The sequence below is a fragment of the Salmonella sp. SG203 genome (genome assembly GCF_013350575.1).
In the GTDB taxonomy this organism is placed as follows: domain Bacteria; phylum Pseudomonadota; class Gammaproteobacteria; order Enterobacterales; family Enterobacteriaceae; genus Salmonella; species Salmonella enterica.
The window spans coordinates 1-23,402 of sequence record NZ_SNMT01000036.1 but is presented as its reverse complement, the minus strand read 5'-3'; the positions used below and the strand labels follow the sequence as shown (position 1 = coordinate 23,402).

Annotated in this window: 26 protein-coding genes and 3 pseudogenes; 15 read left to right on the top strand and 14 right to left on the bottom strand. The window is 43.9% G+C overall.

Annotation, left to right across the window (positions count from 1 at the left end):
• Positions 1-162: 162 nt before the first annotated feature.
• Genes HV477_RS25915 through HV477_RS25905 form a run of 3 tightly spaced genes read left to right on the top strand, consistent with a single transcriptional unit; the run spans position 163 to position 1,806 of the window.
• Positions 163-678: a hypothetical protein gene (locus HV477_RS25915; RefSeq protein WP_175065587.1), complete on the top strand. Its 516-nt coding sequence runs from the start codon at positions 163-165 to the stop codon at positions 676-678.
• A gap of 41 nt (positions 679-719) precedes the next feature.
• Positions 720-1,145 carry a hypothetical protein gene (locus tag HV477_RS25910; RefSeq protein WP_175065566.1) on the top strand — a complete coding sequence of 142 codons (426 nt, stop codon included), beginning with the start codon at positions 720-722 and terminating at the stop codon, positions 1,143-1,145.
• A gap of 16 nt (positions 1,146-1,161) precedes the next feature.
• Positions 1,162-1,806 (top strand): group II intron maturase-specific domain-containing protein, encoded by a 645-nt coding sequence (locus HV477_RS25905; RefSeq protein ID WP_217487877.1) that lies wholly within the window; start codon positions 1,162-1,164, stop codon positions 1,804-1,806.
• A gap of 86 nt (positions 1,807-1,892) precedes the next feature.
• Here HV477_RS25905 and HV477_RS25900 read toward each other — a convergent pair.
• A pseudogene (locus tag HV477_RS25900) lies at positions 1,893-3,000 on the bottom strand (IS256 family transposase).
• A gap of 75 nt (positions 3,001-3,075) precedes the next feature.
• On the opposite strand from HV477_RS25900, the gene HV477_RS25895 reads away from it, so the two are divergent.
• Positions 3,076-3,213 carry a hypothetical protein gene (locus tag HV477_RS25895; protein WP_175065585.1) on the top strand — a complete coding sequence of 46 codons (138 nt, stop codon included), beginning with the start codon at positions 3,076-3,078 and terminating at the stop codon, positions 3,211-3,213.
• Positions 3,214-3,222: 9 nt separating this feature from the next.
• On the opposite strand, the gene HV477_RS25890 is transcribed toward HV477_RS25895, so the two are convergent.
• The 4 genes and pseudogenes from HV477_RS25890 to HV477_RS29135 form a co-directional block, all read right to left on the bottom strand.
• Complete coding sequence (locus tag HV477_RS25890) at positions 3,223-3,591, bottom strand: hypothetical protein (RefSeq protein ID WP_175065584.1); 369 nt, start codon at positions 3,589-3,591, stop codon at positions 3,223-3,225.
• A 186-nt stretch (positions 3,592-3,777) separates the two neighbouring features.
• Complete coding sequence (locus HV477_RS25885) at positions 3,778-3,960, bottom strand: YadA-like family protein (protein WP_175065583.1); 183 nt, start codon at positions 3,958-3,960, stop codon at positions 3,778-3,780.
• 502 nt (positions 3,961-4,462) lie between these two features.
• Positions 4,463-4,957, bottom strand: a complete 495-nt coding sequence (locus HV477_RS25880; RefSeq protein WP_175065582.1) for a hypothetical protein — start codon at positions 4,955-4,957, stop codon at positions 4,463-4,465.
• 48 nt (positions 4,958-5,005) lie between these two features.
• A pseudogene (locus HV477_RS29135) lies at positions 5,006-5,098 on the bottom strand (hypothetical protein); the annotation flags it as partial.
• Positions 5,099-5,518: 420 nt separating this feature from the next.
• Here HV477_RS29135 and HV477_RS25870 point away from each other — a divergent pair.
• The gene (locus HV477_RS25870; RefSeq protein WP_175065581.1) at positions 5,519-5,932 is read left to right on the top strand and encodes a hypothetical protein; all 414 of its coding nucleotides are present in this window, start codon (positions 5,519-5,521) and stop codon (positions 5,930-5,932) included.
• A gap of 593 nt (positions 5,933-6,525) precedes the next feature.
• On the opposite strand, the gene HV477_RS25865 is transcribed toward HV477_RS25870, so the two are convergent.
• Positions 6,526-6,987 (bottom strand): Arm DNA-binding domain-containing protein, encoded by a 462-nt coding sequence (locus tag HV477_RS25865; RefSeq protein ID WP_175065580.1) that lies wholly within the window; start codon positions 6,985-6,987, stop codon positions 6,526-6,528.
• A 1,072-nt stretch (positions 6,988-8,059) separates the two neighbouring features.
• On the opposite strand from HV477_RS25865, the gene glf reads away from it, so the two are divergent.
• The 10 genes and pseudogenes from glf to HV477_RS28945 all read left to right on the top strand — a co-directional run.
• Entirely contained in the window at positions 8,060-9,244 is a 1,185-nt protein-coding gene (gene glf / locus HV477_RS25860) for a UDP-galactopyranose mutase (RefSeq protein WP_175065579.1), read from the top strand.
• Complete coding sequence (locus tag HV477_RS25855) at positions 9,241-10,137, top strand: glycosyltransferase (protein WP_175065578.1); 897 nt, start codon at positions 9,241-9,243, stop codon at positions 10,135-10,137. The genes glf and HV477_RS25855 overlap by 4 nt, the downstream gene beginning before the upstream one ends.
• A gap of 12 nt (positions 10,138-10,149) precedes the next feature.
• Complete coding sequence (locus tag HV477_RS25850) at positions 10,150-11,283, top strand: glycosyltransferase family 4 protein (protein WP_175065577.1); 1,134 nt, start codon at positions 10,150-10,152, stop codon at positions 11,281-11,283.
• 161 nt (positions 11,284-11,444) lie between these two features.
• Positions 11,445-12,215: an ABC transporter permease gene (locus tag HV477_RS25845; protein ID WP_175065592.1), complete on the top strand. Its 771-nt coding sequence runs from the start codon at positions 11,445-11,447 to the stop codon at positions 12,213-12,215.
• Positions 12,216-12,218: 3 nt separating this feature from the next.
• Positions 12,219-12,929, top strand: coding sequence for an ABC transporter ATP-binding protein (locus HV477_RS25840; RefSeq protein ID WP_175065576.1), 711 nt, complete (start codon positions 12,219-12,221; stop codon positions 12,927-12,929).
• A gap of 177 nt (positions 12,930-13,106) precedes the next feature.
• Positions 13,107-13,826 (top strand): hypothetical protein, encoded by a 720-nt coding sequence (locus HV477_RS25835; protein ID WP_175065575.1) that lies wholly within the window; start codon positions 13,107-13,109, stop codon positions 13,824-13,826.
• Between the two features lie 456 nt (positions 13,827-14,282).
• The gene (locus HV477_RS25830; RefSeq protein WP_175065574.1) at positions 14,283-16,001 is read left to right on the top strand and encodes a glycosyltransferase; all 1,719 of its coding nucleotides are present in this window, start codon (positions 14,283-14,285) and stop codon (positions 15,999-16,001) included.
• Positions 16,001-17,407 (top strand): glycosyltransferase, encoded by a 1,407-nt coding sequence (locus HV477_RS25825; protein WP_175065573.1) that lies wholly within the window; start codon positions 16,001-16,003, stop codon positions 17,405-17,407. Before HV477_RS25830 ends, HV477_RS25825 begins: the two co-directional genes overlap by 1 nt.
• A 253-nt stretch (positions 17,408-17,660) precedes the next feature.
• The gene (locus tag HV477_RS25820; protein WP_175065572.1) at positions 17,661-17,810 is read left to right on the top strand and encodes a hypothetical protein; all 150 of its coding nucleotides are present in this window, start codon (positions 17,661-17,663) and stop codon (positions 17,808-17,810) included.
• A 1,050-nt stretch (positions 17,811-18,860) separates the two neighbouring features.
• Positions 18,861-18,977, top strand: a pseudogene (locus tag HV477_RS28945) (transposase); the annotation flags it as partial.
• A 188-nt stretch (positions 18,978-19,165) separates the two neighbouring features.
• On the opposite strand, the gene HV477_RS25810 reads toward HV477_RS28945, so the two are convergent.
• From HV477_RS25810 to HV477_RS25780, 8 genes are all read right to left on the bottom strand, one after another.
• Positions 19,166-20,407, bottom strand: a complete 1,242-nt coding sequence (locus HV477_RS25810) for a restriction endonuclease subunit S (RefSeq protein ID WP_175065571.1) — start codon at positions 20,405-20,407, stop codon at positions 19,166-19,168.
• A complete protein-coding gene (locus HV477_RS25805) occupies positions 20,404-20,640 on the bottom strand; it encodes a hypothetical protein (RefSeq protein WP_175065570.1) in 237 nt (78 codons plus the stop codon). Before HV477_RS25805 ends, HV477_RS25810 begins: the two co-directional genes overlap by 4 nt.
• Before the next feature lie 445 nt (positions 20,641-21,085).
• Positions 21,086-21,346 (bottom strand): MarR family transcriptional regulator, encoded by a 261-nt coding sequence (locus HV477_RS25800; RefSeq protein WP_309224891.1) that lies wholly within the window; start codon positions 21,344-21,346, stop codon positions 21,086-21,088.
• Positions 21,347-21,536: 190 nt separating this feature from the next.
• On the bottom strand, positions 21,537-21,749 hold the full coding sequence (locus HV477_RS25795) for a hypothetical protein (protein ID WP_375372884.1): 213 nt from the start codon (positions 21,747-21,749) through the stop codon (positions 21,537-21,539).
• Position 21,750: 1 nt separating this feature from the next.
• Positions 21,751-21,978: a ProQ/FINO family protein gene (locus HV477_RS29130; protein WP_175065568.1), complete on the bottom strand. Its 228-nt coding sequence runs from the start codon at positions 21,976-21,978 to the stop codon at positions 21,751-21,753.
• A 122-nt stretch (positions 21,979-22,100) separates the two neighbouring features.
• Complete coding sequence (locus HV477_RS28675; RefSeq protein WP_254621723.1) at positions 22,101-22,292, bottom strand: pentapeptide repeat-containing protein; 192 nt, start codon at positions 22,290-22,292, stop codon at positions 22,101-22,103.
• The gene (locus HV477_RS29125) at positions 22,208-22,564 is read right to left on the bottom strand and encodes a pentapeptide repeat-containing protein (RefSeq protein WP_375372885.1); all 357 of its coding nucleotides are present in this window, start codon (positions 22,562-22,564) and stop codon (positions 22,208-22,210) included. The genes HV477_RS28675 and HV477_RS29125 overlap by 85 nt, the downstream gene beginning before the upstream one ends.
• Before the next feature lie 232 nt (positions 22,565-22,796).
• Positions 22,797-23,240, bottom strand: a complete 444-nt coding sequence (locus tag HV477_RS25780) for a hypothetical protein (RefSeq protein ID WP_175065567.1) — start codon at positions 23,238-23,240, stop codon at positions 22,797-22,799.
• Between the last annotated feature and the right edge of the window lie 162 nt (positions 23,241-23,402).

The window sequence follows — 23,402 nt, the reverse complement described above, 5'->3', positions numbered from 1 at the left end:
TGATACGGAACCCGGGAGTTGACAGAACTGTGATTCCGTAATAACACGCCTCAGGCTGGTATATGCCAGCCTGTTATGGAAAGCCGGAATTAATTCCGGGGATGGAGTGATAACTTATTGCTTTTTATCTTACCGATATCTGTATATAACACGGAGATTATCATGAGTACATTAATTCGAATTAACGTCACAAATAATAGTCCGTATGTGAATAATTTCTTCTTTTTCCAGCAACCGGCGGAATATACTGGTGGTGAAGAAGTTTTTTCAAACAGTCTGCTTTCCACTACTATTCTTCCTGCATCTCAGGGAGGTAGCGTTTATACATTTTTACTTAATTTACAGTATTATGCAGGGGTACAACAACGCTTTACTCTGCCTGAGGTCGGAAAACCTTCCGGGAATATGTCTGCCATTCAGCCCGTGGAAATCGCACCTGCCACCGGGTCTGTAAATAACAGCGTAACCATGATGAATAAACCTGCACTGGGACTGAAGCCAGCAGTAGCGGACAGTGGGGTGCAGAAAGGTGCGTTCCGTATTGTTTCACCGGTTACAACCCCGGACTTGAACAATATAATGGTGGCTCTGCTGCGCGTATGCCGAATGGCTCAGTGGTATTGTCAAACTTTGTCACCATCAAACCGTCCACTAACCTGGACTGTCAGCCCGTTTTAAAATTTTATGTTCAGACGGGAGACTATACCGCCGGAACCGTCATGAACTTTACCAGCTCTTCAGTTAATGCAGCACTGTGCGACGCAACGGAAGGGTTTACCACATTCAATGTGGTTTATAACGCTGACGGTACCTGGACGGTAACACCAGGCGTCAGCCGGGCATCAGTAAAAGCAGATGCTGATGGTAATCTTTTTTTTGGCGAGCAGGAACTTAATACTGTTATTTATAATGAAGCCGGAACGGAAAGCATCTGCCGCGGGCATTCAAACAGCGCAACCTCTCCGTATATCGTTACTGCGTTAACTCACCCGAGCAACATATATGTTGATGGGGCATACATATTATCCGTGAATGATGATACTCCTGTCGGCACTGACTGTGTACAAAAAAACGGGGCAACAGGACCCTGTACACGATTCTGTGGTGCGACACGAGGTTGCTCCTATCTCCCCCGGTCTGGCTAACGGAGTTCTGGACGGTATGGAATCAATGCTGAAAAGCATGACGAGATCTGCCGACAAGGTTCACATGGTCAGGTACGCCGATGATTTTGTGATAACCGGCAGTTCGAAAGAGCTACTGGAAAACAGAATCAAACCCGCGGTAATGATATTCTTGCGGGAAAGAGGGCTGACACTATCTGAAGAAAAAACCGCGATCGTTTCGATATCACAGGGATTTGATTTTCTTGGTTTTAGTATTCGTAAATACGGCAGGAAACTGCTGATAAAACCAGCGAAAAGCAGTATCAAATCTTTCCTGGACGTTATTCGAAAAGAGATCAAGGCAGGCGTAACCTTGCCCACAGCAGCATTAATAGGTCTGCTCAATCGTAAAATAACGGGTTGGGTAAACTATTACCGGCATGTTGTGGCAAAAGCTGTCTTCAGTAAAATAGACACCGCCATCTTCTGGGCTCTTTACCGTATGATAAGGCGGAAACACGGCAAGAAATCAAAACGTTGGCTTTACCGAAAGTACTACGGTAATAGAGGGCTGCGTCGCTGGATCTTTCACGCCATCTGGCGCACGAAAAATGGCGAAGTCAGGAATATCAGCCTGAAACTATCCTCCACAGCAGGAGGTTGCCGGGTCAGGAATTTATCTGGCTTTGTGAAGGCCTGAGCCGTGTGCGGGGAAACGTGCACGCACGGTTCTGAGGAGAGGGAGTCGCAGAAATGCGGCTCTCTTATCCGACTAAATGCCTTTTCTCAGAAGTGACCGTCCAGGCGGTCACCGAACTCGATAATAAAGCGGCTCATTGCCATACGCCAGTCCCGCAGTGGCGTTTCTTTATCGCATGCCGGATCACGCTGTTCAGCGACTCTATGGCATTCGTCGTATAGAGCACCTTGCGGATGTCCGTCGGGTAGGCGAAGAACGTGGACAGATTGGCCCAGTTTGCCTGCCAGCTCCGGCTGACCTGTGGATAGCGGCTGTCCCAGGCAGCCGCGAACGCTTCCAGTGCCTGCTGGCCTGCTTCTTCCGTGGGCGCCTGATAGATGGCCTTCAGGTCGCGGGTGACGGCTTTGTGGTCCTTCCAGGAGACGAACCGCAGGCTGTTGCGCACCATATGCACGATACATAACTGGATGCGGGCCTCCGGATACACTGCGTTGATGGCGTCAGGGAAGCCTTTCAGGCCGTCAACACAGGCGATGAGGATATCGTTCAGGCCGCGGTTTTTTAGTTCAGTCAGCACATTGAGCCAGAACTTCGCCCCTTCGTTTTCGGCCAGCCACATACCCAGAAGTTCTTTCTGACCTTCGATATTGATGCCCAGAGCCAGGAACACCGATTTATTGATGACACGACTGTGCTGCCGGACTTTCAGGACGATACAGTCAAGATAAACAACAGGATAAACCGCATCCAGTGGACGATTTTGCCATTCGACAACCTGCTCCATCACGGCGCCGGTGAGACATCCGCGTCATACAGTTCTTTGAACGCCGCCGCTATCTCGCGGAGGGTCATCCCTTTGGCATACAGTGATAAAATCTGGTTATCCATCCCGGTGATCCGGGTCTGGTTTTTCTTCACCAGTTGGGGTTCGAAGGAGCCGTCGCGATCGCGCGGAGTACGTAGTTCGAGAGGGCCATCGCCGGTGGTAACGGTCTTTGTGGAATAGCCGTTGCGGGAGTTGGACCCTGATTTAGGTTGATTTTTATCGTAGCCCAGATGGTGGGACATTTCGGCGTTGAGTGCTGCCTCAACACTGATTTTTTTCAGCAGACGATCGAACTGGCTGAGATCGTCAGGGGTTTTGAGATTTTTGGCCAGTTCGTTAGCCAGAGCCTGCAACTGTTTTTCGTCCATAAACTAACCTGCTTCTGATGTTGGACTGAACATATCAAAATCAGGTAATTACACAATCTTATGTACAGGCTCCCGATGATTCTTCACCGCGTGGAATATTCCGGCGTATTCTCCTCCTCATGGATCTGTGCGCTGGTGGTCGGCGTGGTCCTTGGCTTGTGCGTCCCGCTGCTGGATTATGCGCTGTCTCTCATCATCCAGCGCTGGAAGTAGCCAGGGCTTTCAATGTAACACCCTGTTTTTATCGTTGTTACCCTCAATGCGGGAAAGATAAAAACTGACCAGGCTGATTAGCCCCGCAATGTGACCGGCTAACTCAGATAGCGGCTTGTTGTTTCCGATAAATGTTTGCTTTATTTGCTTCCGTATCTCATAAAGTGCGGGCAGAATATGCCTGACGTCAAAATCACAAAGCCTGCCCCGTTTCTGCTGTCTCCATATCACGGCGTTGGCGTGATCAACATACGCAACCAGTGAAGCAATATGCGCGTTTATTGTTTCTTCACTGTAAATGCCTGGCGGTTGCAACATCAGCTTCATCAGGTCATCGATAGCATTAAGCCGTGAATAGATTTCAATGAGTCTCGTCATCTTCGCTATCCAGTATTTTTTATCAGACGATAATTACTGAATCACTTTCAGGCCGTGAATTGCAACTTCGTCCATTACTGCTGGCTGGTGGGTTATTATTCCCTGTAAAAAGGGGAGAAAATCCCCTTTATTCCACCAGTGAGAACGGCGCTCATGTAGTATACCTGCCAACCCCTGCACAATATTCTACCAGGAAGTAAAAAAGCCTGCGGCAACACCAACACCGTTACCAGAATCCCATGCGGCTTTCATGTTTACACTCGTATCCGGCGTGATACTTTTTTGTACTCCGGCAGCTATTGCCCCCTGATCACGATAGCTACTGACAGCCATACCAAATCCTGAACCTGTACTCGTAATAGTGCTCATTGCCTAGCTCCAGCAAACCACCATTCGCTCGTTTTTCATTCCGGTCAACCTGCTCTTTAAGCGCACTGAAACGTTGATTCGTGTAGTCGTTTGAACGCGCCACTGCGTTATTTTCTGCCTGTGCTGCCCGATGGTTCGTATAATTGTTAGCGCTTTTCAGCATATGAACGGAACTCTCATCCATGTAAGCATTAGAGCGTGTAACAGCATTATTTTCAGCAACGACAGTCCGATTTTCAGTATTTTCATTTGCGCTTTTTAGTGTCTGTTTAGCTGTGTCATTGGTATAGTCCCTGGCTTTATTCAGTATCCCCGAAGTATCAATCTTACCTATCTGTTCATCGGTGTACTTATTGGCGTTATCTTCTGCTTTACTGGCGTATTATCTGGCCTGCTGGTCAGCGTTTGAGAATTTATTATCAATATTCAGGTTCTTGATTTTATTATCTGTATTCTCTCCAGCCTCCCTGACTACTTCGCCCTTTGCCGTAGTAATGCTGTTCTATACTTTACCAATTTCGGTATTGGTATACCCCTTCGCCGCCGCCAGATTCTCATCACTGTGACAGATGGCTGCTGCTTTGGCGGTGTCGAGCTGCCCCTTGTTCACCGCATCATCAGCATTAACCCCTTCGGCAAGGCCACCAAGAGAACGAGTACCAACTTGTTCATACGCTGTATAATCATCTTTTAATTTCCAGATACCAATATTCACTTCATTATCATGTTCAGCCCTGGATTTCGCGCCAAGAGCCACACTATTAACTCCCGTTGCTGCCGCTCCATGACCGTTGGATGTGCCGTTATTTCCGTCTACACTTTCCTCCTGCCCTGTGGCTGTCCCACCCTCAGCATTTACCCTCGCCCCCTGTCCAAGAGATGTACCGGATTTACCATTTGAATGAGCACCCAGCCCTATAACTGTACTGTTATCTCCGTTTGCAAAAGATTTATTTCCAACTACTGTTGCGTTATTGCCATTTACACTAGCCCCCATTCCGACGACCTTACTGTTACTGGAGTTTACAACTACATGTTGCCCAATAACTGTTGAATTATCTCCATTTGCACTACTTCCCTGCCCTATAACTGTTGCGTTATCTCCATTTGCAGAAGCTTTTTCTCCATAAGATGAACTATTGTTCCCCCGGCCATTGCTCCATCACCGTAAACTGCATTAGCTGCATATACGCTATTTAAATAAAAGAACGGGGATAAAAGTACGGAAAAAAGAATAAACTTTATTGACCTTGAAAGATTATTTGGCCTTGCAGGGTATGGGAACCGAAATTATTTGAATTTTCCAAAATATATTTCCTCTTGATGTAAATTTTTAGTGAGGAAAAAAGCAAGTGTTGGCAGGGATGACAAATCAATACCAGCCAGTGAAACGAAATTTCATATAGTTATGGCGACGCTACGCGAAATCTGAGATTTTTCGGGGGGCATTTTATTCGCCAGATTTTTAGTACATCGCTGAAATCAGAAGGAAAGGCTACAGGTAAGGCTATCGGGAAGGAAAAACAGCCGTGATAACCCTCTTTACAGTGGGCTCCAATTGCCCAAAGGGGAGCGTTCTTATCATGGCCTGAACCTGATAACCAATCCGGGGGCTTCAATTGCCCGTGGTATCGGCATCAGGTCTGAAAAGCCGATGAATGGCTTCTTTCAGCCGGGCTCCAGTTACCCGGGGCGAACACCATCAACGGATCTTCATGGCGTAATCTACAACATCGATATTTCTGCGGCAACAAAAACAGCACATCTTAAAGAGGGTCAGTTAACCGAGTCGTTTAAAGATAGCCAGAAGCCAGATTTGACTTACGCGGCTATAGTACAAACCTGCACTATTTTGATTCTTCTGATAATTTTATCAACCAATTCTATTTGGCTCAGTGGCTCCGTACATATAACGTCCGCAACTAACGACCTGATTTTTATGATGATGGTTTTTCCATCATCTTTAACCTGATGATTTTCTTATTGACGCAGACTTGCGACATCTTTAATCGTGGGAAATACGAAAATTTCAGGGAGTTTAAAAGGCTCAACTCTTTAAGAGGTTTGCCAGTAACCGACAGTTACCCGCAAGCAGATCATGTGTTTTTATTCCTCTGTCGGTCGCTGGAAACAATAAGGGCTTACATGTCCCTTTGAAGGGTAAGCCGTTGATTATCCTGTTCACCGTCACTTTGGCCTGCGTAGTCATGTTGCCAGTTCTGCGGCATCAGTCTCTTGCCACCAGGCCAGTAACTGACAGTTACCAAGTTAACTGGCGAAGAAAATAGCCAATTCTAGCGATTAGCTATAATCAAACAGAATCAAAGGGTTATACCTGCCTGCAAATTTGCAGTCTGGAACATTTTCAACAAGTTAGCCATTTGCCCAGCCTGCGCCAATGGCGTTTTGTGGAAGAATCAATGAGTTAGCCAATTTTCCCCATAGGGGGAAGTTAAACCCCTGCCTAAGTCCCAATTCTGCCTTAGCTCCCGATGAATGGCGTAGTCTGCACTGGATTACAATTTGTCAGCCGCTTACCCACCAAACCGTAAATTTACTTCTTGCTCATTCCACCAGCGTTACGCACACATTCTTTGGCGGGAATGCCAGCTCGCGCCAGTGGCGAAAGTTCATCCACCAGATTTGGAGGATGATAATTTTATGAGCTAAATTTTCAGCCCAGTTTTTTCCGCACCTTCGCTTTCCGTAGTTCCCGCTTTCCGCTCCGTCAGGTATCGCCATTTCATTGTCCGGATTAAGGGTTCTCTGTTCTGCCAGTTGTGCCCGGTAACAGTCCCGTATCTGCCGGGCCTGTTTCAGTCCTGTATCCGGATAACGCCCTAGTGTGACTGCTTTCGGAATACTGGTCCGTCCTCCTTCGCGCCAGGTGAACACAAAACTCACTCCACCCTGACGGCTGACCCGGATCGACAGTCCCCGTCCATCCGCTATCATTTTCTGATGGGCCTGGGGTTTTACGTGTAATTTTTTCAAAAGCGTGTCGCTAAGTTTGTTTTCGGTCGCCATTTAACTCCTCCATTTTTAATACACATTTTAATACACAGGCCACGAAACAGCATGAAACCGGGTAGATCGCTATGCTCATCCACGAAACAAAATATTCTTTTTTATCATAAAGATAATCATATTTTTCGACCTGTCAGCCTGTGCCATCAGTGGACAGGGTATGTCGTAGGGAGCAATATGCCAACATCTCTTTCACCTAATGATTTTAAATCATAAAAAAACAAAATCACCCGCTAAATCCACAACATTTAATACACATGACAGCCATGCGATCGGGTCAGCCCGTCGACGCGCTCTCTTCAAAACCAGGATTAATCCACCCTGCATGCCCCCACATGCCACTGTATAGTGGGCTTACAAAGAGGTTTGTAATTCAGCTCAATAATTAATTATATCGATCGTATCGATCGATATAATTCCATTTATTGATTGTGGTTATCTGTATAGACTTCCCGCAAACAACAATCATCAGGGAGAGATGCGTCGGCTCAGTTCTGAGCAAAGGCAGAACCAGGCATGTCACCCACTCTTTCATAAAGAAAAGAACGGACGTGTTTTAAAAAAACACGCTGCATTCCGCATACAAGGGATAAGCGAGCTATTTTCAGATGAACCTCAGTTTATAACGAAAATTAACATAAAATAATTTACCTGAAAAAACACATTCAGTTACTGGGTGCGTGACGATATTACGACACCCCACCGTCCGATGTCATTACGGAGAATAAGTCGTGGAACCAGATAACAGCCCCCTCACGGGTCAGACCGTTATTCGCAGGTATCACTACAGTACTGGTGCGAAGTGTTTTTTACTGGGCATGGTCGTTTTATTTGTTGTCACATTATTCCTTCTGTACCAGGTAATAATGAGTTAACCATCTGCCGGACAGTATATCCGGATAAAGAAAAATAACATTCTGTATCTGCCATGCTGAATGGTTCGCGCTGCCATTCAAATTAAGCCCGGACGCAGAGCGCAATGTGACTGAATTAAAACATGACCCACTTACCGGTACTGTGACCGACACGCAGGGGCGGTAGCATAACTTTTTCATGGCGAACCATGCACTCAATGAAACGCAAAATAAATAATACGTATAATAATACATGTAAAAACATTCTGGTCGTGGGGGCCGGGCTTACCGGGGCCGTAATTGCCAGAGAGCTGGCTGAGAAAGGGCACAGGGTAACAGTTATTGACCAGCGCAACCATATCGCGGGTAACTGTTATGACGCCCGCGACGCCGAAACCGGCATCATGATACATACTTACGGACCGCATATTTTTCATACTGATAATGAAACCGTATGGAATTATGTAAGTAAACATGCAGAAATGATGCCTTATATTAATAAAGTGAAGGCGACGGTTCAGGGGCAGGTTTTTTCATTACCTGTTAATCTTCACACCATTAATCAGTTTTTCAGAACGGCATGTTCGCCGGATGAAGCGAGAGCACTCCTCGTCAGTAAAAGCGACCGGAGCATTACTGAGCCAGAGAATTTTGAGCAGCAGGCCCTGAAATTTATTGGTAAAGAGCTGTATGAAGCCTTTTTTAAAGGTTACACCGTAAAACAATGGGGTATCCAGCCTTCGGAACTGCCTGCGTCCGTTCTGAAACGGCTTCCGGTTCGTTTTAACTATGATGACAATTACTTTAATCACAAATTCCAGGGTATCCCGAAGTACGGTTATACGAAAATGACGGAGTCCATTCTCAGTCACGGCAATGTGCAGACCGAACTCATGCGGAGTTTCATCAGGGAGGAAATCAGCGGGTACGACCATGTTTTCTACAGCGGTCCGCTTGATGCCTTCCATTCCCATCAGTTCGGGCGGTTAAAATACCGGACGCTGGATTTTGAAAGATTCACCTGCCGGGGAGACTGGCAGGGGTGTGCGGTCATGAACTACTGCGAAGAAAATGTCCCGTGGACCCGTATTACAGAACATAAATATTTTTCACCATGGGAAAGCCATGAGCAGTCAGTCTGTTACCGGGAATACAGTCGCGAGTGTGAAGCGGGTGATATCCCCTTTTATCCGGTTCGCCAGGCCGGAGAAATGAGCGTACTGAAACAGTATATCTCACTGTCGGAAAAAGAGGAAAATGTCACTTTTGTCGGGCGTCTGGGCACCTGTCGTTACCTTGACATGGATGTCACGATTGCGGAGGCGCTGGAGACGGCCAGACAATATCAGTCCTCCCTTGAAACCCGACAGAAAATGCCGGCATTCACGGTTGATGTCCGATGAAGTGTGTCGCACTTATCGTAACGCATAACCGGCTGGAAAAACTGAAAAATACCATTAAAAAAACGGCTGAAATTAATTTCTCATCTGTTGTGGTCGTTAATAACGGCTCCACGGACGGAACCTCCGGGTGGCTTTCAGCCTGTAATGCCCCCCGCCTCATCATCATTAACACTGAACGTAATACTGGCGGGGCTGGCGGGTTCAGGGCGGGAAGTGAGTATATCTGCCGTCATCTGAATGACACTGACTGGGTCTTCTTCTATGATGATGACGCCTGGCCTGAAAGTAATATACTGCAGGCGTTTTCGCATCTGGTGACATCCGGGTACCGTGTCTTTGCATCATCAGTGCATACCCCGGGAGGCATACCGTGCCGTATGAATCTCCCCTTTAAGAAAATACCGGGCACACTGAAAAACACGTTAATTTACCTGACTGCACCGGGGAAATATCTTCCGGATACAGGGAAAGCCACTCAGGTTGAGACCGTGTCATTCACGGGTATGGTCATCAGTCGGGATGTTCTGCAGGAACATCTCCGTGATATCCATGATGAGTTTTTTCTTTATTATGATGACTTATTTTTTGGTTATGCGTTAACCTCGTCCGGAAAAAATATTCGTTACTCTCCGGAACTCAGATTCACTCATGACATCAGTATTCAGAATAAAATCATATATCCTGAGTGGAAAGTCTATTATCTGTGCAGAAATCTGTTATTAACAGGAAAAGTCCGCCCCGGAGTCCGTATATTCGGAATACCGGCAATAGCGGTACGCCTGGTTAAATATTTTGCCCTGCTCCCGTGGCAGCGAAATAAGTGTCATTATCTGTATTCCGTTATCCGTGGAATTATACACGGAGCTGGCGGGATCAGGAGTAAAAACCATTAGCCGGATACTGAGATGAAAAAACTGTGTTACTTCGTAAACTCAGACTGGTATTTCAGTTTGCACTGGACAGAACGTGCTGTGGCCGCCCGCAATGCCGGATATGACATTCATATCATCAGCCATTTTATTGATAAAAAAATAACGCAAAAGTTTACTGCACTTGGCTTTCACTGCCATAATATATCGCTGGAGGCCCAGTCATTTAATCCCCTGATTTTTATCCGCGCCTTTCTGGATGCCGGAAAAATCCTCAGAACGATTAAGCCTGATTTATTACACTGCATCACCATCAAGCCCGGCCTCATCGGGGGCTTTCATGCCAGAATCATACACTGTCCGGTAATCATCAGTTTTGCCGGGCTGGGGCGGGTCTTCTCGTCCGGCTCTGTACTGATAACGCTTTTACGCAGACTGACCCTGCATGCCCTTAAATACATCTCAGGCAACCGGTACAGTGTCTTTATGTTTGAGAGTGAAACAGACCGGCGAAAAATATCCGCGCTTACAGGGATTGATGACAGGCAGACCACGGTGATTGATGGTGCAGGTATTAACACTGATATTTTTGAATATTCGAAGGAGCCGGACAGCCATATTCCGGTGGTGCTTTTTGCCGGCAGGATGTTATGGAGTAAAGGCCCCGCAGAGCTCATTGAAGCCGGAAAAATCCTCAGGCGCAGAAATATCAGGTTTATCCTGAATATGGCAGGAATACTGGTCGAAAAAGACCGGGATGCCATACCGCTGAGGGAGATACTGAAGTGGCGGGACAAGGGAGTGATTAACTGGCTCGGTTGCTCCTCCGGTGTTCATGAGCTGATTAAGGCGTCCAGTCTCGTTGTTCTGCCCTCAGTCTATCCGGAAGGCATTCCACGTATCCTTCTTGAAGCATCTTCCTGCGGGCGGGCCTGTATCAGTTATGACACCGGTGGATGTGCCGGTTTAATTACCGACAACCACAACGGATTAATCGTCAGAAGTAACACCGTTCAGGAGCTGGCCGAAAAACTGGAATATCTGCTGAAAAGGCCACAGTTACGGGCCGAAATGGGGCTCAATGGCAGAAAACGGGTCATGGAGCAATTTTCAAGTGACATCATTATCAACAAAACCCTGATGTTATATAAGCGCATGACCCCGGATTAAAAAATTCCCGCAGACTCAGGGAGAATACGCAACCGCAAACCGGACATACCTAACACTGTATCAGTGCGCTCCTGCCCTCCTCTCCTTACTGGCGGGGATGCATTAATCCGGCAGCGGTATTCCTTATGAAGCTGTAGTATTGTTGTAAACGGACAGAAATGATGAATGATTTGAAGGAAGCGATTACCCGGTATCCTCTCTGGATTGCACTGGGCTGGAATGACGTACTGGGACGCTACCGGCGGTCCGTTCTGGGGCCGTTCTGGCTGACCATCTCCATGGGGGTGACCGTATCTGCCATGGGGCCTCTTTATGGCTCATTATTCGGCAGTGGAGCGGGCAATTATATCATGCACCTGACCACAGGCATGATTTTCTGGGCCTTTCTGTCGTCAACCGTTAACGACTGTTGCAGCGTATTTAATGACTCGGCATCTGTCATTAAACAGTCAGACCTGCCGTTCCACTTATACATTCTGCGTGTCTTTTACCGGCAACTGACAATTATGGCCCATAACTGCATCATTATACCGCCTGTCATGTTACTGACGGGTGCCACTGTCAGTGCCGGACTGTTTCTTCTTGTCCCTGCCCTTATACTGACCGCCGTCACCCTGGTTTCAGCCGGAATGATGCTGGCCATCTTCTGCACGAGATACCGGGACATGGGACCGGTTGTGCAAAGTGTCATCACGTTATGTTTTTTTATCACCCCCGTGATTTGGGCGCCGGCACAACTGCCGGCTGCCAGAAGGGAGTTCGTGGACTACAATATTTTTTATTACTATATGGAAATACTGCGAAAACCGCTAACGGGTGCTGTTCCTGATATGCATATCTGGAGCCCGGTGATAATCACCACCCTGACCACGCTGGTCATCTCACAGTTTGTCCTGAATAAATACAAAACCCGGATTGTATACTGGCTGTAACCCATGAAGATAATTTGCAGAAACGCCGGGGTTAAGTTCCCGATATTCAACACCAGTCAGCGGTCGCTCAGAAAAAGTATTCTGGGGGCTGCGACCGGAGGACGGATTGGTACTTCCGCGTCAGGTATTACGGAAGTGGAGGCGCTGAAAAACATCAGCTTCTCTCTTTATGAAGGAGACAGACTGGCTCTCGTCGGACATAATGGCTCCGGGAAAACCACCCTGCTGAGGGTACTGGCCGGTGCGTATAAACCCACATCAGGTCACTTCGAACGCACCGGACGTGTGACCAGTCTTATCGACCCGATGATGGGAATGGATGGTGAACTGACCGGCATGGAAAATATCAGACTCAGGGGATTGTTTCTGGGGCTTTCCCGTCAGGCGATTAAAAATATGACGGATGAAATCATTGAGTTCAGCGAGCTCGGTAATTTTATTAAAGTCCCTGTCAGGACATACTCCAGTGGTATGGTACTGAGACTGGGCTTCTCCATTTCAACTGCCATCACACCGGAAATTCTGCTCATGGATGAATGGATGAGTGTCGGAGATTCAGATTTCAGGAAAAAAGCGGAAGAACGACTGAACAGTTTTATCTCGAAAGCCGGTATTCTGGTCATGGCAACACATGACCACGGACTGGCTGACGCGGTATGCAACCAGGTCATCAGACTTGAACATGGTGAAATAGTGAGTCATGAACAACCATAACCCCCGGGGTTATTCGTCTCCCCCGGACACGGGAGCCGCCCGGCCCCTTTCCTGAATATCACCATCCGTCACTGAATACCGGTGTCGGTGAAAAAGCCATTATCACGGAGTACCGTAAGGCCGGTTAACAGTAGTGTGCTGCCGGAAATAAATCCAGTCCGATAAATCAGAAACAAAATGAAAAAAATTTATATCTATGGTGAAAATAAAGTCACGGTCACTATAATGCGTGACTGTGTAAAGGAGTTACTGAGCGGGCCGCCGTATAATGAACCGGAGCCCGATTTTTGTTATGCCGGCGTTATTCATGATGCCGGTATTTTACTGAACCGGATACAGAACTCAGTTTACCCTCCTGTCGTGTTACTTAACATACAGCCCAGGGAAAATATTATTCTGTTACAGGCTCTCCGGGAAATCAGGGAGGGTGTGGGTATTGCTGTATTCTGTGAAAATATGCTTTATTCAGATAAAATCGTTTCAGGATGGTTTAACACCACCCTGCTTCTTGATACAGACCTGGCTGATGCCAGTATGAGCAGATATATCAGACTCGCAATGATAAAAAGTCAGCTGAAATACCGGAAAATAACCGAATGTAAACAGAAAGAAAATCTTGTGGCTGAACTGATAAAAAAATTACCTGAGACTGTGATTCAGCTCGACTATATACTCCATATATCCCTGCTGTCGGAGCCACTGACCAGAAAAGAAAGGGCGATGGTATCATATCTGCGTGAAGGGGTGTCAGTTGAACAGGCGGCGGTTCTGAGCGGCTCCAGTGTCAATATGATGAATATGTGGTTCAGGAGTCTTTGCAACAAACTCCTGACCAGAAAGCAGGCTGAAGAAAATTTTGTTCTGTCAGAAAAGATGCAGCGTAATCCTTTCACATAACATAAAGGTAATAATTTAAATATACAATTGCAGTAAGCGGCAAATGAGATCTGCAATTACCCACATCTATTTTTTCAAAAGTGCAAAACCATAAAGAATGTCATTAAGCCGACGTAGTCCTCGCCAAAGCACTGTGTTTTCTGGTGGGGGGCGTTGTGACCATGGCTAAATATCCGCCTAACTTCATCTTAAATGTTAGTTAATTACGAAAATGGACATTAGTATTGGGAACATGAAAGGGAGGCGAAAAACGGTTCAAATTAGCCGCTTACGAAGGAATGTCCATCTCATTAGTTGAAAATTAAGAGAAGAGTAAAATTAAAGAGCGCCAAATTTTCTCTAAAAAGTACTTGTGAAGGAATGGCTATTTGTACATTCCTTATCTGGTGTTATCAACGCCACTTACTATACAGGTGGCTTTAATAAGCTTTAACCATATAATTGAGAAAATTAAGTATGTTGCACACTGTATTGCAAAGACTTTTTTGTCCTATCTTTAATAGCCAAGAAGAGCGTGACTTATATTTTTCTGGCACGGGATTTTTCATTCAAGATAACAACAAGCTATTTATCTTTAAGGGGGGGGTAGTTAATTTTAATTCATATTTTAATGCATTTCCTGTTAAAAAAGTTATTGAGAAAACCTCCATTGGAGATATTGATGTTAAACTATCCTTAGTAAAAGGGAAAGGCACTTTACGAGTCTTTGGTCAAAATTTAAACGGAAAGGATTTAATACTGGATAAGGTGATAGATGGTAATATCTCTCAGCTTAACATACCACTTAATATTATAACCAATAAATATGCAACATTATTTGTAGAGTTTATGGCATATGAGGATTCAATAATATCAGGCATTGAATATGTGACACACTCGGAGAAAAAAAGAGAAATATATCTTGGTATAGTCACTACAACTTTCAATCGTCAAGAGCAAGTTCTTAATTTAATTAAAAAGTTATCAGATAATGATGAGCTTACATCTTGCACTAAGTTATATGTAATCAATAATGGAGATGATATTAATTTTTCGGGGAGTGATTTTGTCACAGTAGTGAAAAATGAAAACACTGGGGGGAGTGGTGGATTTATGACTGGACTATTGAATAGTCAAAAAAATAATCATACCCATACAATGTTTATTGATGATGATGCTTTATGTCATCCAGAATCAATTGTTAAAGCAATATCATTTTTATCTTATGTACTAGATCCTAATACATCTTTGTGCGGCGCTATGCTCTATGAAAATAAACCATACATACAGTATGAGGCTGGAGCTAAAATAGAAGGTTTCCATTTGGTGCCAAGAAATATGAATATGGACTTACGTTATGAATCGAATCATTTTTTCAATAACTTTATCGAATCAGCTGATTATGGGCCATGGTGGTTTTTTATATTCCCCAATATCAAAGGATTAAAGTTTTCGTTTCCTTTTTTTGTTCGAGGTGATGATGTCACATTTTCTCTTCGCAACAAATTTAAACCAATAATGTTAAATGGTCTTTGCTCATGGCAGGAATCATTCGATGCAAAAATATCTCCTACAGTTGAATATTTAGCCTTTAGAAGTTTTCTGATGATTAATATCGTATATTCTGAGCATTTAGGAAGCGCCACATCATTATTCTTAAATGTTCTTAAACGTATTCTTTTTGAATTATTAGGTTTTAAATATGCAATTGCTACTGCACTTAATGAAAGTATTAAAGATGTTCTGACAGGCCCGGAATTTTGGGAGAAAAACATGAAAATGGCTACACGATTGAAAGAAATTTCAGATAAGGCTGGTAATAATGTAGAGTCTATTTGTATTTCTGGCTACGAATTTAAGTCATCGGGCATAGGATATGGTCTGAAGAAGAAATTATTAGTCACTCTAACTCTTGGTGGTAATTTGCTTCCGCTCGCTTTTAATAAAAGGAGGAAGTATATTTATGGAATGACTGCTAATCCATACGCTACTATAAGAACAAGAGAATTAGTTTATTTTTCACCTGAACTCGAAAAAGGTTTTTTAGTTAGAAGAAACAGGTCATTATTTTGGAAGATTTTTTTTAAATCTATTTATTTATCAATCAAAATTACACTTAAAAGAAAAAAACTCCGTGAATTGTACCTTTCTTCTTTAATAACATTTGAATCAAAAAAATTCTGGGAAAGTAAGTAATGAATATTCTGTATATTAACTGGGTTCCTAGCCGTTTTTTCCACGTTAAAGGTGGCGGTGTTAGCCTGTATCAAAAAAATCTAATTGATTCCGCAATTAATAAAGGACATAAAGTTACTTATCTTACTGCAGGGTATATCTATTCACCTATATCACCCAGTGTAAAAATACGGCATGTAAGTTCTCCTTTATTTGAAGAGTTAGATGAATATGAGATCATTAACTCAGAAGTAATGGCACCTAGTTTTTATTCTTTCGATGAGATTAATAAATATTTTTCTGAGCTTCAATCACGTAATATATTTCTTGATTTTTTGAGAGAACAAGGAGGGTTCGATGTTATTCACTTTAATAATATGGAAGGATTTCCTGCAACTTGGTTAGACGCTAAGCACGAGTGGCCAAATACCAAATTCGTTCTTAGTTTACATAATTATTTTCCTTTCTGCGCTCAGGTTAACCTTTGGTATAAAGATAAAGAGAATTGTGTTGATTTTTATGACGGAAAAAAATGCTTACATTGTAATGTTTTTAATGTTAACACTTCCATAATTAAAATAGAGATTATGATAGAAGATCTCCTCGGGGATAGACCGATAACCCATAAATTAAAACGCTTGATTTATCCCACCAAAAGGGTGATGCATAAAATCCTCTCTAGAAAAGAGGAAGTGTTATTACCGGATCATAAAATCAGGCGGGAGAAGTTTGTTCATTTTATCAATAACAGTTTTGATACTGTCCTGGCTGTATCTGAACGAGTAAAACAAATTGCTGTAAATATGGGGGTTAATGAAGATATTTGTCAAGTATCTTATATTGGGACTAAGCATGCGGATAAAATGAATGATAATAAAAATAAAAATAAAAATAAAGACCTTCTAGTCATAGCCTATTTGGGATATATGCGTTTTGATAAAGGATTTTACTTTTTGCTAGATACATTAGAAAAAATGCCAGCGAATTTAGCACAAAATATAACTTTCATCTTAGCTGCCCCTATTACTGACCCGCAATCCTATGAGCGACTGATAAATATAAAAGAAAAATTTAACTCTATAACTATTTATGATGGATATTCTCAATCAGATATATCAAATATTTTACAGCCAGTTGATCTTGGATTAGTTCCGGTTATGTGGGAAGATAATTTACCACAAGTTGCATACGAATTTGTATCAAATGGAGTCCCTGTTCTTGCCAGTAATTTGGGAGGGGCTTCTGAACTAAGTTCTTCTAATGATTTTATATTCAAAGCTGGTGATTCTGATTCGTTTATATCTAAAGTTGAAGCATTCTTAAATGCTGATGTGGCTTTAGATGATTACTGGAAACATTTTCACCGTGAAAGAGTTAAAACAATGGATGCTCATTTTGATGAATTAATATACAATTACTATAGTTAAACATTATTCTTTTGATTTTTTATATTAATATTTGTTTGTGATTTTATCATTTACTGGTTATCTTATATATAAGACCAGAAAGAAATTAATAATCATATATATCATTTTTCTTTTAAGCTGAAGCTACATTAAGGCCAAATCAGATGGTGTTTTTATTTAAAATCGTGAATTTTATTCATCCTCCTAATAGAGGGTAATGCTTATTACCAACCAAAAATAAAAAGATGTTTTTATATAATTCATGGGACTTTTAATGAAGAAACAAAATAAGATACAGAATATAGAAGCGCTTCGTGACTCTGCAATTATCCTGGTTCTAATTGCACATTCCTTTTTTATTTCACCTGTTGCTGAGTTACAACACTTTTTTGATTTTGGTAGAGGTGTTGACGTTTTTTTATAATATCAGTTTTTTTGATGGGGAGTACTTACTTATCAAAAATAGATTTATATAATTTCGATTTATTAAAAACATATAATTTCTATGCCAAACGGTTTCTGCGTTTGTCCCTGCAATGCTTTTTTGGAGTACTATCATTTTAATTTTGTCACAAGTTTGGGTGAAAATAGGTATTTTTCAAAATATAACTGATGTTTTTAAGTTTGTTTCATCAAATTTAATATTTATGGGGAACTTCTTTAATAACAACCATCAGAATGCACTTGGATATTGGTGGTCTCTGGGCCTAGAGGGTCAGTTTTACCTTGTCCTTCCTATTATTGTTTACTTATCAGGACCTTTGTTTTGGAAGGTCATTGTCAGTATATGCTTGATAATATCTTTGACTATCTTATGAACATTCGATAATTTCTGGATGTTCAGGATTCATGGGCTTTTTATTGGATTAGTTATGTGGAAAATTAGTCAATCAAATGAATTTAAGCTTATAAAAAATAAAATTGGTTTACTTTCATCTTTGCATTTTAATACCATCGCTATTTTTCTTATTTTTTCTGGGATTTTAGTGCCAACATCAATAACCACAGCCCAGCCTTTTGTAACTCTTGTTGTGAGTATTATTTTTGGTATGGTTTTGTTGTTGTCGATGTGTAATGAGAAGAGAGTGTTTGGATATTTTAATTCCGTCTTTGTTTTTTTCGGTAAAATATCATACTCACTATATTTATCTCATCTGTTGGTATTTCACACAGGCCTCTATATTATAAATTATTTTGGATTGGATTGAATGGGAACGCATAATATAAGTTTGTTGTTTATAGCCATTATGGTGGCATATTTAAGTTACAAATTTATTGAAACCCTTATTAATAAAGAAAATTATATCATCCGTTAGTAGCCCCCATGAATCTCCAGACAGTCGGTATAACTTAAGTTAGTGATAATCTTAATACTAGTTTTTAGACTAGTCGTTGTGTATGTATCCCGCATAATCGTGCAATTCGCATTTAAAGATCATCCGACAAAATCAATCTGACAACGAAGGAGATCGTTATACGTAAAGCCCGTTTTACTAAGCATCAGTTCATCTCTGTGATTAAGTCGGTTGAAACCCGACGAACTGTTAAAGATGTCTATCGGGAGGCTGGTATTTGTGAAGCCACCTACTACATCTATGGACTACCTCCATTCTGCAAACACTGAATCTGGTCTGGATTATGCGCTGTCTCTCGTTGTCCAGCACTGGCGCTGAAATGGTAGCCAGCGGCGGCAACTGTAGAGGTTTCCCCTATGGTTACAGTAATTCCCCTGATACGCGTAACGGCTGCCGTTCCATCAGTGACCGCTACGCCTGCCTGTCAGTTATCGACGTGTGTCTGCTTCGGGAAACTGAAAAGCAAATCGCGATAATATTTGTATTGTTTTTTGCGTAACTCTATCTCACGGGGTAGCCCTTCGGTGATTGAGTTCGTCAGTGCGTCGAATTTGTCCAGCATTGTGGCAATCCGAACTTGTTCAGTGAGCAACGGAACAGGGATTGGATAATTAAGAATATTCTTTTTATCCCCTCTGGGCATTTTTGTGCCTTTAACATGCTGCATATTGTATTCAAAGAATTTATCATCTGCCAAAACCTGATATAAATATCCGGGATTTATTGCGCCATCTGTACATCGAATAACTAATACATCGCCATTGGTTCCACCGATACAATCAGATTGCCAAATTTTTTTCAAATACGGACGAATATTCCCAATCAATATATCATTATGTCGAAATTCTGTTAGTTTGCCGCTTGTTGGCACATGGCTGGAGAATGTCTTACCTGCCCGGTTTTGCAGAAGGTTATCAACGCCCACGTGGTTCGTCTCATCGAGCTGGTCAAAACCGATTCTGGTTTGTGAGTATTGAGCTACATCTCCTAACGTCTTCCACTCAACCGCTCCCGCGTCAAAAGTCAGCAATTTATCACGATAATAGTTGTATTGCTTCTGGCGTAGTTTAAGCTCGTTTGTCAGCTCGTTTGTCAGCTCGTTTGTCAGCGCGCTAAATGAGTCCAGAATCCGCACTATCTCCGACTGAATCGCAAGGGATTTCGCCGGGTTTTCCGGGCAGGGAATGGGGATTAGTACTTTTGACATTAGAATATTTGAACTTAAATTAGGTTGCGCTCCTCCACCCGCCAATATATAAATAATTTCGGCATTCAAAAGCAAAAAATGGCATAAATATCTATTAACAAGCCTATCTTTAACAGGCAAAAATTTACCGACTCGCTGATTTAGATAAGCTGGATTGTTATTATTATAAAATCCAACTTTACCAGTAGTTGCACCAGACATAGCTATCAAAACATCTCCCTTAACCACTTCGTAATGTTTTGTATTTTCCTTATAGTCTTCTGGTGAAAAATATTTCACATCATCCAAGCTTACATTGTATCCATCAATATTTTTAATTCTAATTATAGGTAGTCCGCACTCTTTGAATAGCCCGCTTTTGAATGCAAATCCATTTTTAAAGCTACAAACTTCCCCCAATGGCAACCACTCAACCCCAGCCCCGTCGAGTAATTTCTCCAGATAAGTTAGTTCGCTCATGCCCGCACCTCACTACCCTGTGAGATAGCCACATCAGGCCGATCATTTGCGCCGTTTTTCAGACGGAAAAAAATGAGCGTGAGGGGGTTAAATTTAGTTGACTTTAAAAGACAGTCCGGCAGCGCTTGGCTTGGCTTGGCTTGGCTTGGCTTGGCTTGGCTTGGCTTGGCTTGGCTTGGCTTGGCTTGGCTTGGCTTGGCAGAAAAAACAAAAACGGCGTTAGTGTCCAGCACTTTTTTTCCTCCTGATGATAATTGTCATGAGGAAAAAACTAACGTTTGCAGCTAACACCATTCAACTCCGTTCGCGGTCCTGGTCTCCGGCGTTCGTTGGTAACGGGTTTTACACTCCACCAGCGCGGAAAGGTGACAAAAAACGCGCGCGCGAGGCTAAAGACTCTCCCCGTGCAACTGCACGTATGGGGAAACATGGCAGGGGGTAGGGTCAGAAGTGAATGCGGCTCACTGGTTGCGCCCGTGACGTTCTGTGGTGTTTTCTGGCTGTCAGGTTGACAATTCACCCCGCGCGGCGCTCGCGGCCTGTACGTTTCTGCGGTTGTATGAGACGTCTCACCTACAATAAGCGCACTACCGTCGCCCCGCCTTCTCAGTCAGTCAACAAACGCGCTGACAGGGATATCAACGCGCCCATCTGGTCAGGCGTCAGGGAACGATCGGGCTACGCCGCTGCCGCGTTGTGTCCGTTAATAAATTCGCGTGTTACCTTAATATCAAAATCGGTAAAGATAGCTACCGGCTTCACTGTGCGACCTGTTTTCTCCAGCCGGATAAAACCGTATTTAGCCAGCGTTTTAAGCGTCACGGAAAGATTGCTTTTCTGACGTCCTGAGAGTTCTGCTAATTCTGTAAGCGTCTCCGGGCGCTGTTCGTCCATCTGTCGCAGTAGCGCGATATTCTCGTTACTGAGTACCTGAGCGATGGCATTTACAGACGTAAACCCTATTTTAGGCTCTCCGGCTGCGGGAATGTGCTATACACCAGTATCAGTAAGATGCAAAAAAGCCCTGGGGGAATGCAGGGGCTTTATAATGGTTTTATGATGATTGGCGTGTTTTGTGTTATCCTCCTCCTGCGTGGCGTTATGTCATTTTTTAGGGAAATATTCTGCTTTATTCATCATTACGCGGCCTCATGGCGCTGAATCTTTCCCGCTTCTCGTAATCATCCCGGCAATCAGCATCACAAAACAGGCCACACGGTACAATCTCGCCGTAATTGTAGCAGTCCGGTAGTGATTGGTGGTTCCGGTTCAGTATCAGCACATCCAGGCGCTCGCGCTCGATGTCGTCTGCTATATCCGCTTCATCTGCCATCTGTCGCACTCTACGTTTCCTGCTTACCTTCGCTATTGCCTGCCCGGTTACGGCCTGCCTTTAATTTCCTCTCTAAAGCCTTAAGCCTTTCTTTAGCATGTTTTATGGCTGTCTCTGTCACTTCCCCGCATGGCTCCCCGTTCAGATCGTAACGCACTCCACCAGCCGCTACGCAACGAATATACTTAGCATGGCTGGTGTAGGCGTTCAGGGTTACACGAACGGAACCGCTCCCCATATCAAGCCCCCGTAATCACCCATCGAAAATCCCGGACACCAACAGGTAAATTGATCCTGCCCCAGTTTTTTTCATGCTCTCCTCTTTCCGTACGGTTGGCCCTCAAACCCCGTCTTAGTTTTTTATAAAATAATCACACCCATTCGTTTAAGAATTTTTAATCCTGCTTCCTGTGGAAGCTTTATAGATGATATTATGTTTATTTCATGATTTATATCGAGCCCTTCTGTCATTGAAAAATCACAATGAGACAAATCAGAGTACCTAAATTCTGTATTGTTAAACTCTGAACCGGTAAAATCAGATTTACGCAGTTCTGATTCTTCAAATAAACAATCATTGAAGCGACTGGATAAAAAATTGATTTCTGTAACCGCAGTCCAATAAAATCCACAAATTTCAAATCACAATCATCAAGTGAAAAAGCACAAGGAAACATAATTTCTGCGGCATGTCCCCCCTGTAACAAACAATCTTTGAATTCATAATCAATGAGTTTAAAAAAAATTAATTTTAAGTTCTTAAATGAGCAGCTTATGAAACGACATTTTTCGAAATCGCAGTCACGAAAATTAAAACTGTCAATCTTAATTTGTTCAAATTTACAATTGTAATAGTTTGTATTTGATACTGCCCCCCCTCATTCAGGTGGCGCTTGGTTATTTTTTTCAATTATATCCATGCTCCCCCCCCTGTTACCATAGTTCCCCGGAAGCACACCGCTAGGCGGCAACGTGCTGCTTTTTTTGTTCAATGGACCATCGGGGTTTTGACATCGGTTATCTCCGGTAAGTCGGTGAATGGAATTACGGACAGGCTCATCCTGGCGTTGACAACCTCCCCCGGCACACAGCAAGTCTGCCGGCCCCGTCACCGGATATCGCTGCAGCACACCGCGGTACAGCGGCATTCCCCCCCCCACCACCGTCTCCATACCCAGCGCCGCCAGCGCATGACGCCGGTACAGACTCACTGTCTTCTCCTTCAGCCCCGTAAGTAACGCCACCTCTCCTCCCTTCATCCCCTCCGCAAGACGGCACAGGAGTCAGGGCATCCAGTACCGGAATATGTTCATGCGGGCGCAGGCACAGCAGTACCCCCGCCGCCCCGTGCCGCCGCAGGGTCTGTACCAGCGCTGACAGACCGGACGCCCTTTCCACCACTGCCTGTGGCCACCGCTGCGACACCAGGCTGCACACCGCCGCCGTCACCGCCCACTCATCTCCGTACACCACCACCCGGGGACTGTCACGCCCGCTCATGACTTTCTGCCCCGCTGCAGGCTGTTCCAGATATCCCTCATCTGTGCCCTTACGCCCTCATCCGCATTCCCCACCCGGCGGGTCTGCGTCGTCCGGAGCGCGGAACGCTGTTTCTCCGTCACCGGCCTTTTTCCGGGCTCATCCTTCACGTCCAGCACCCTC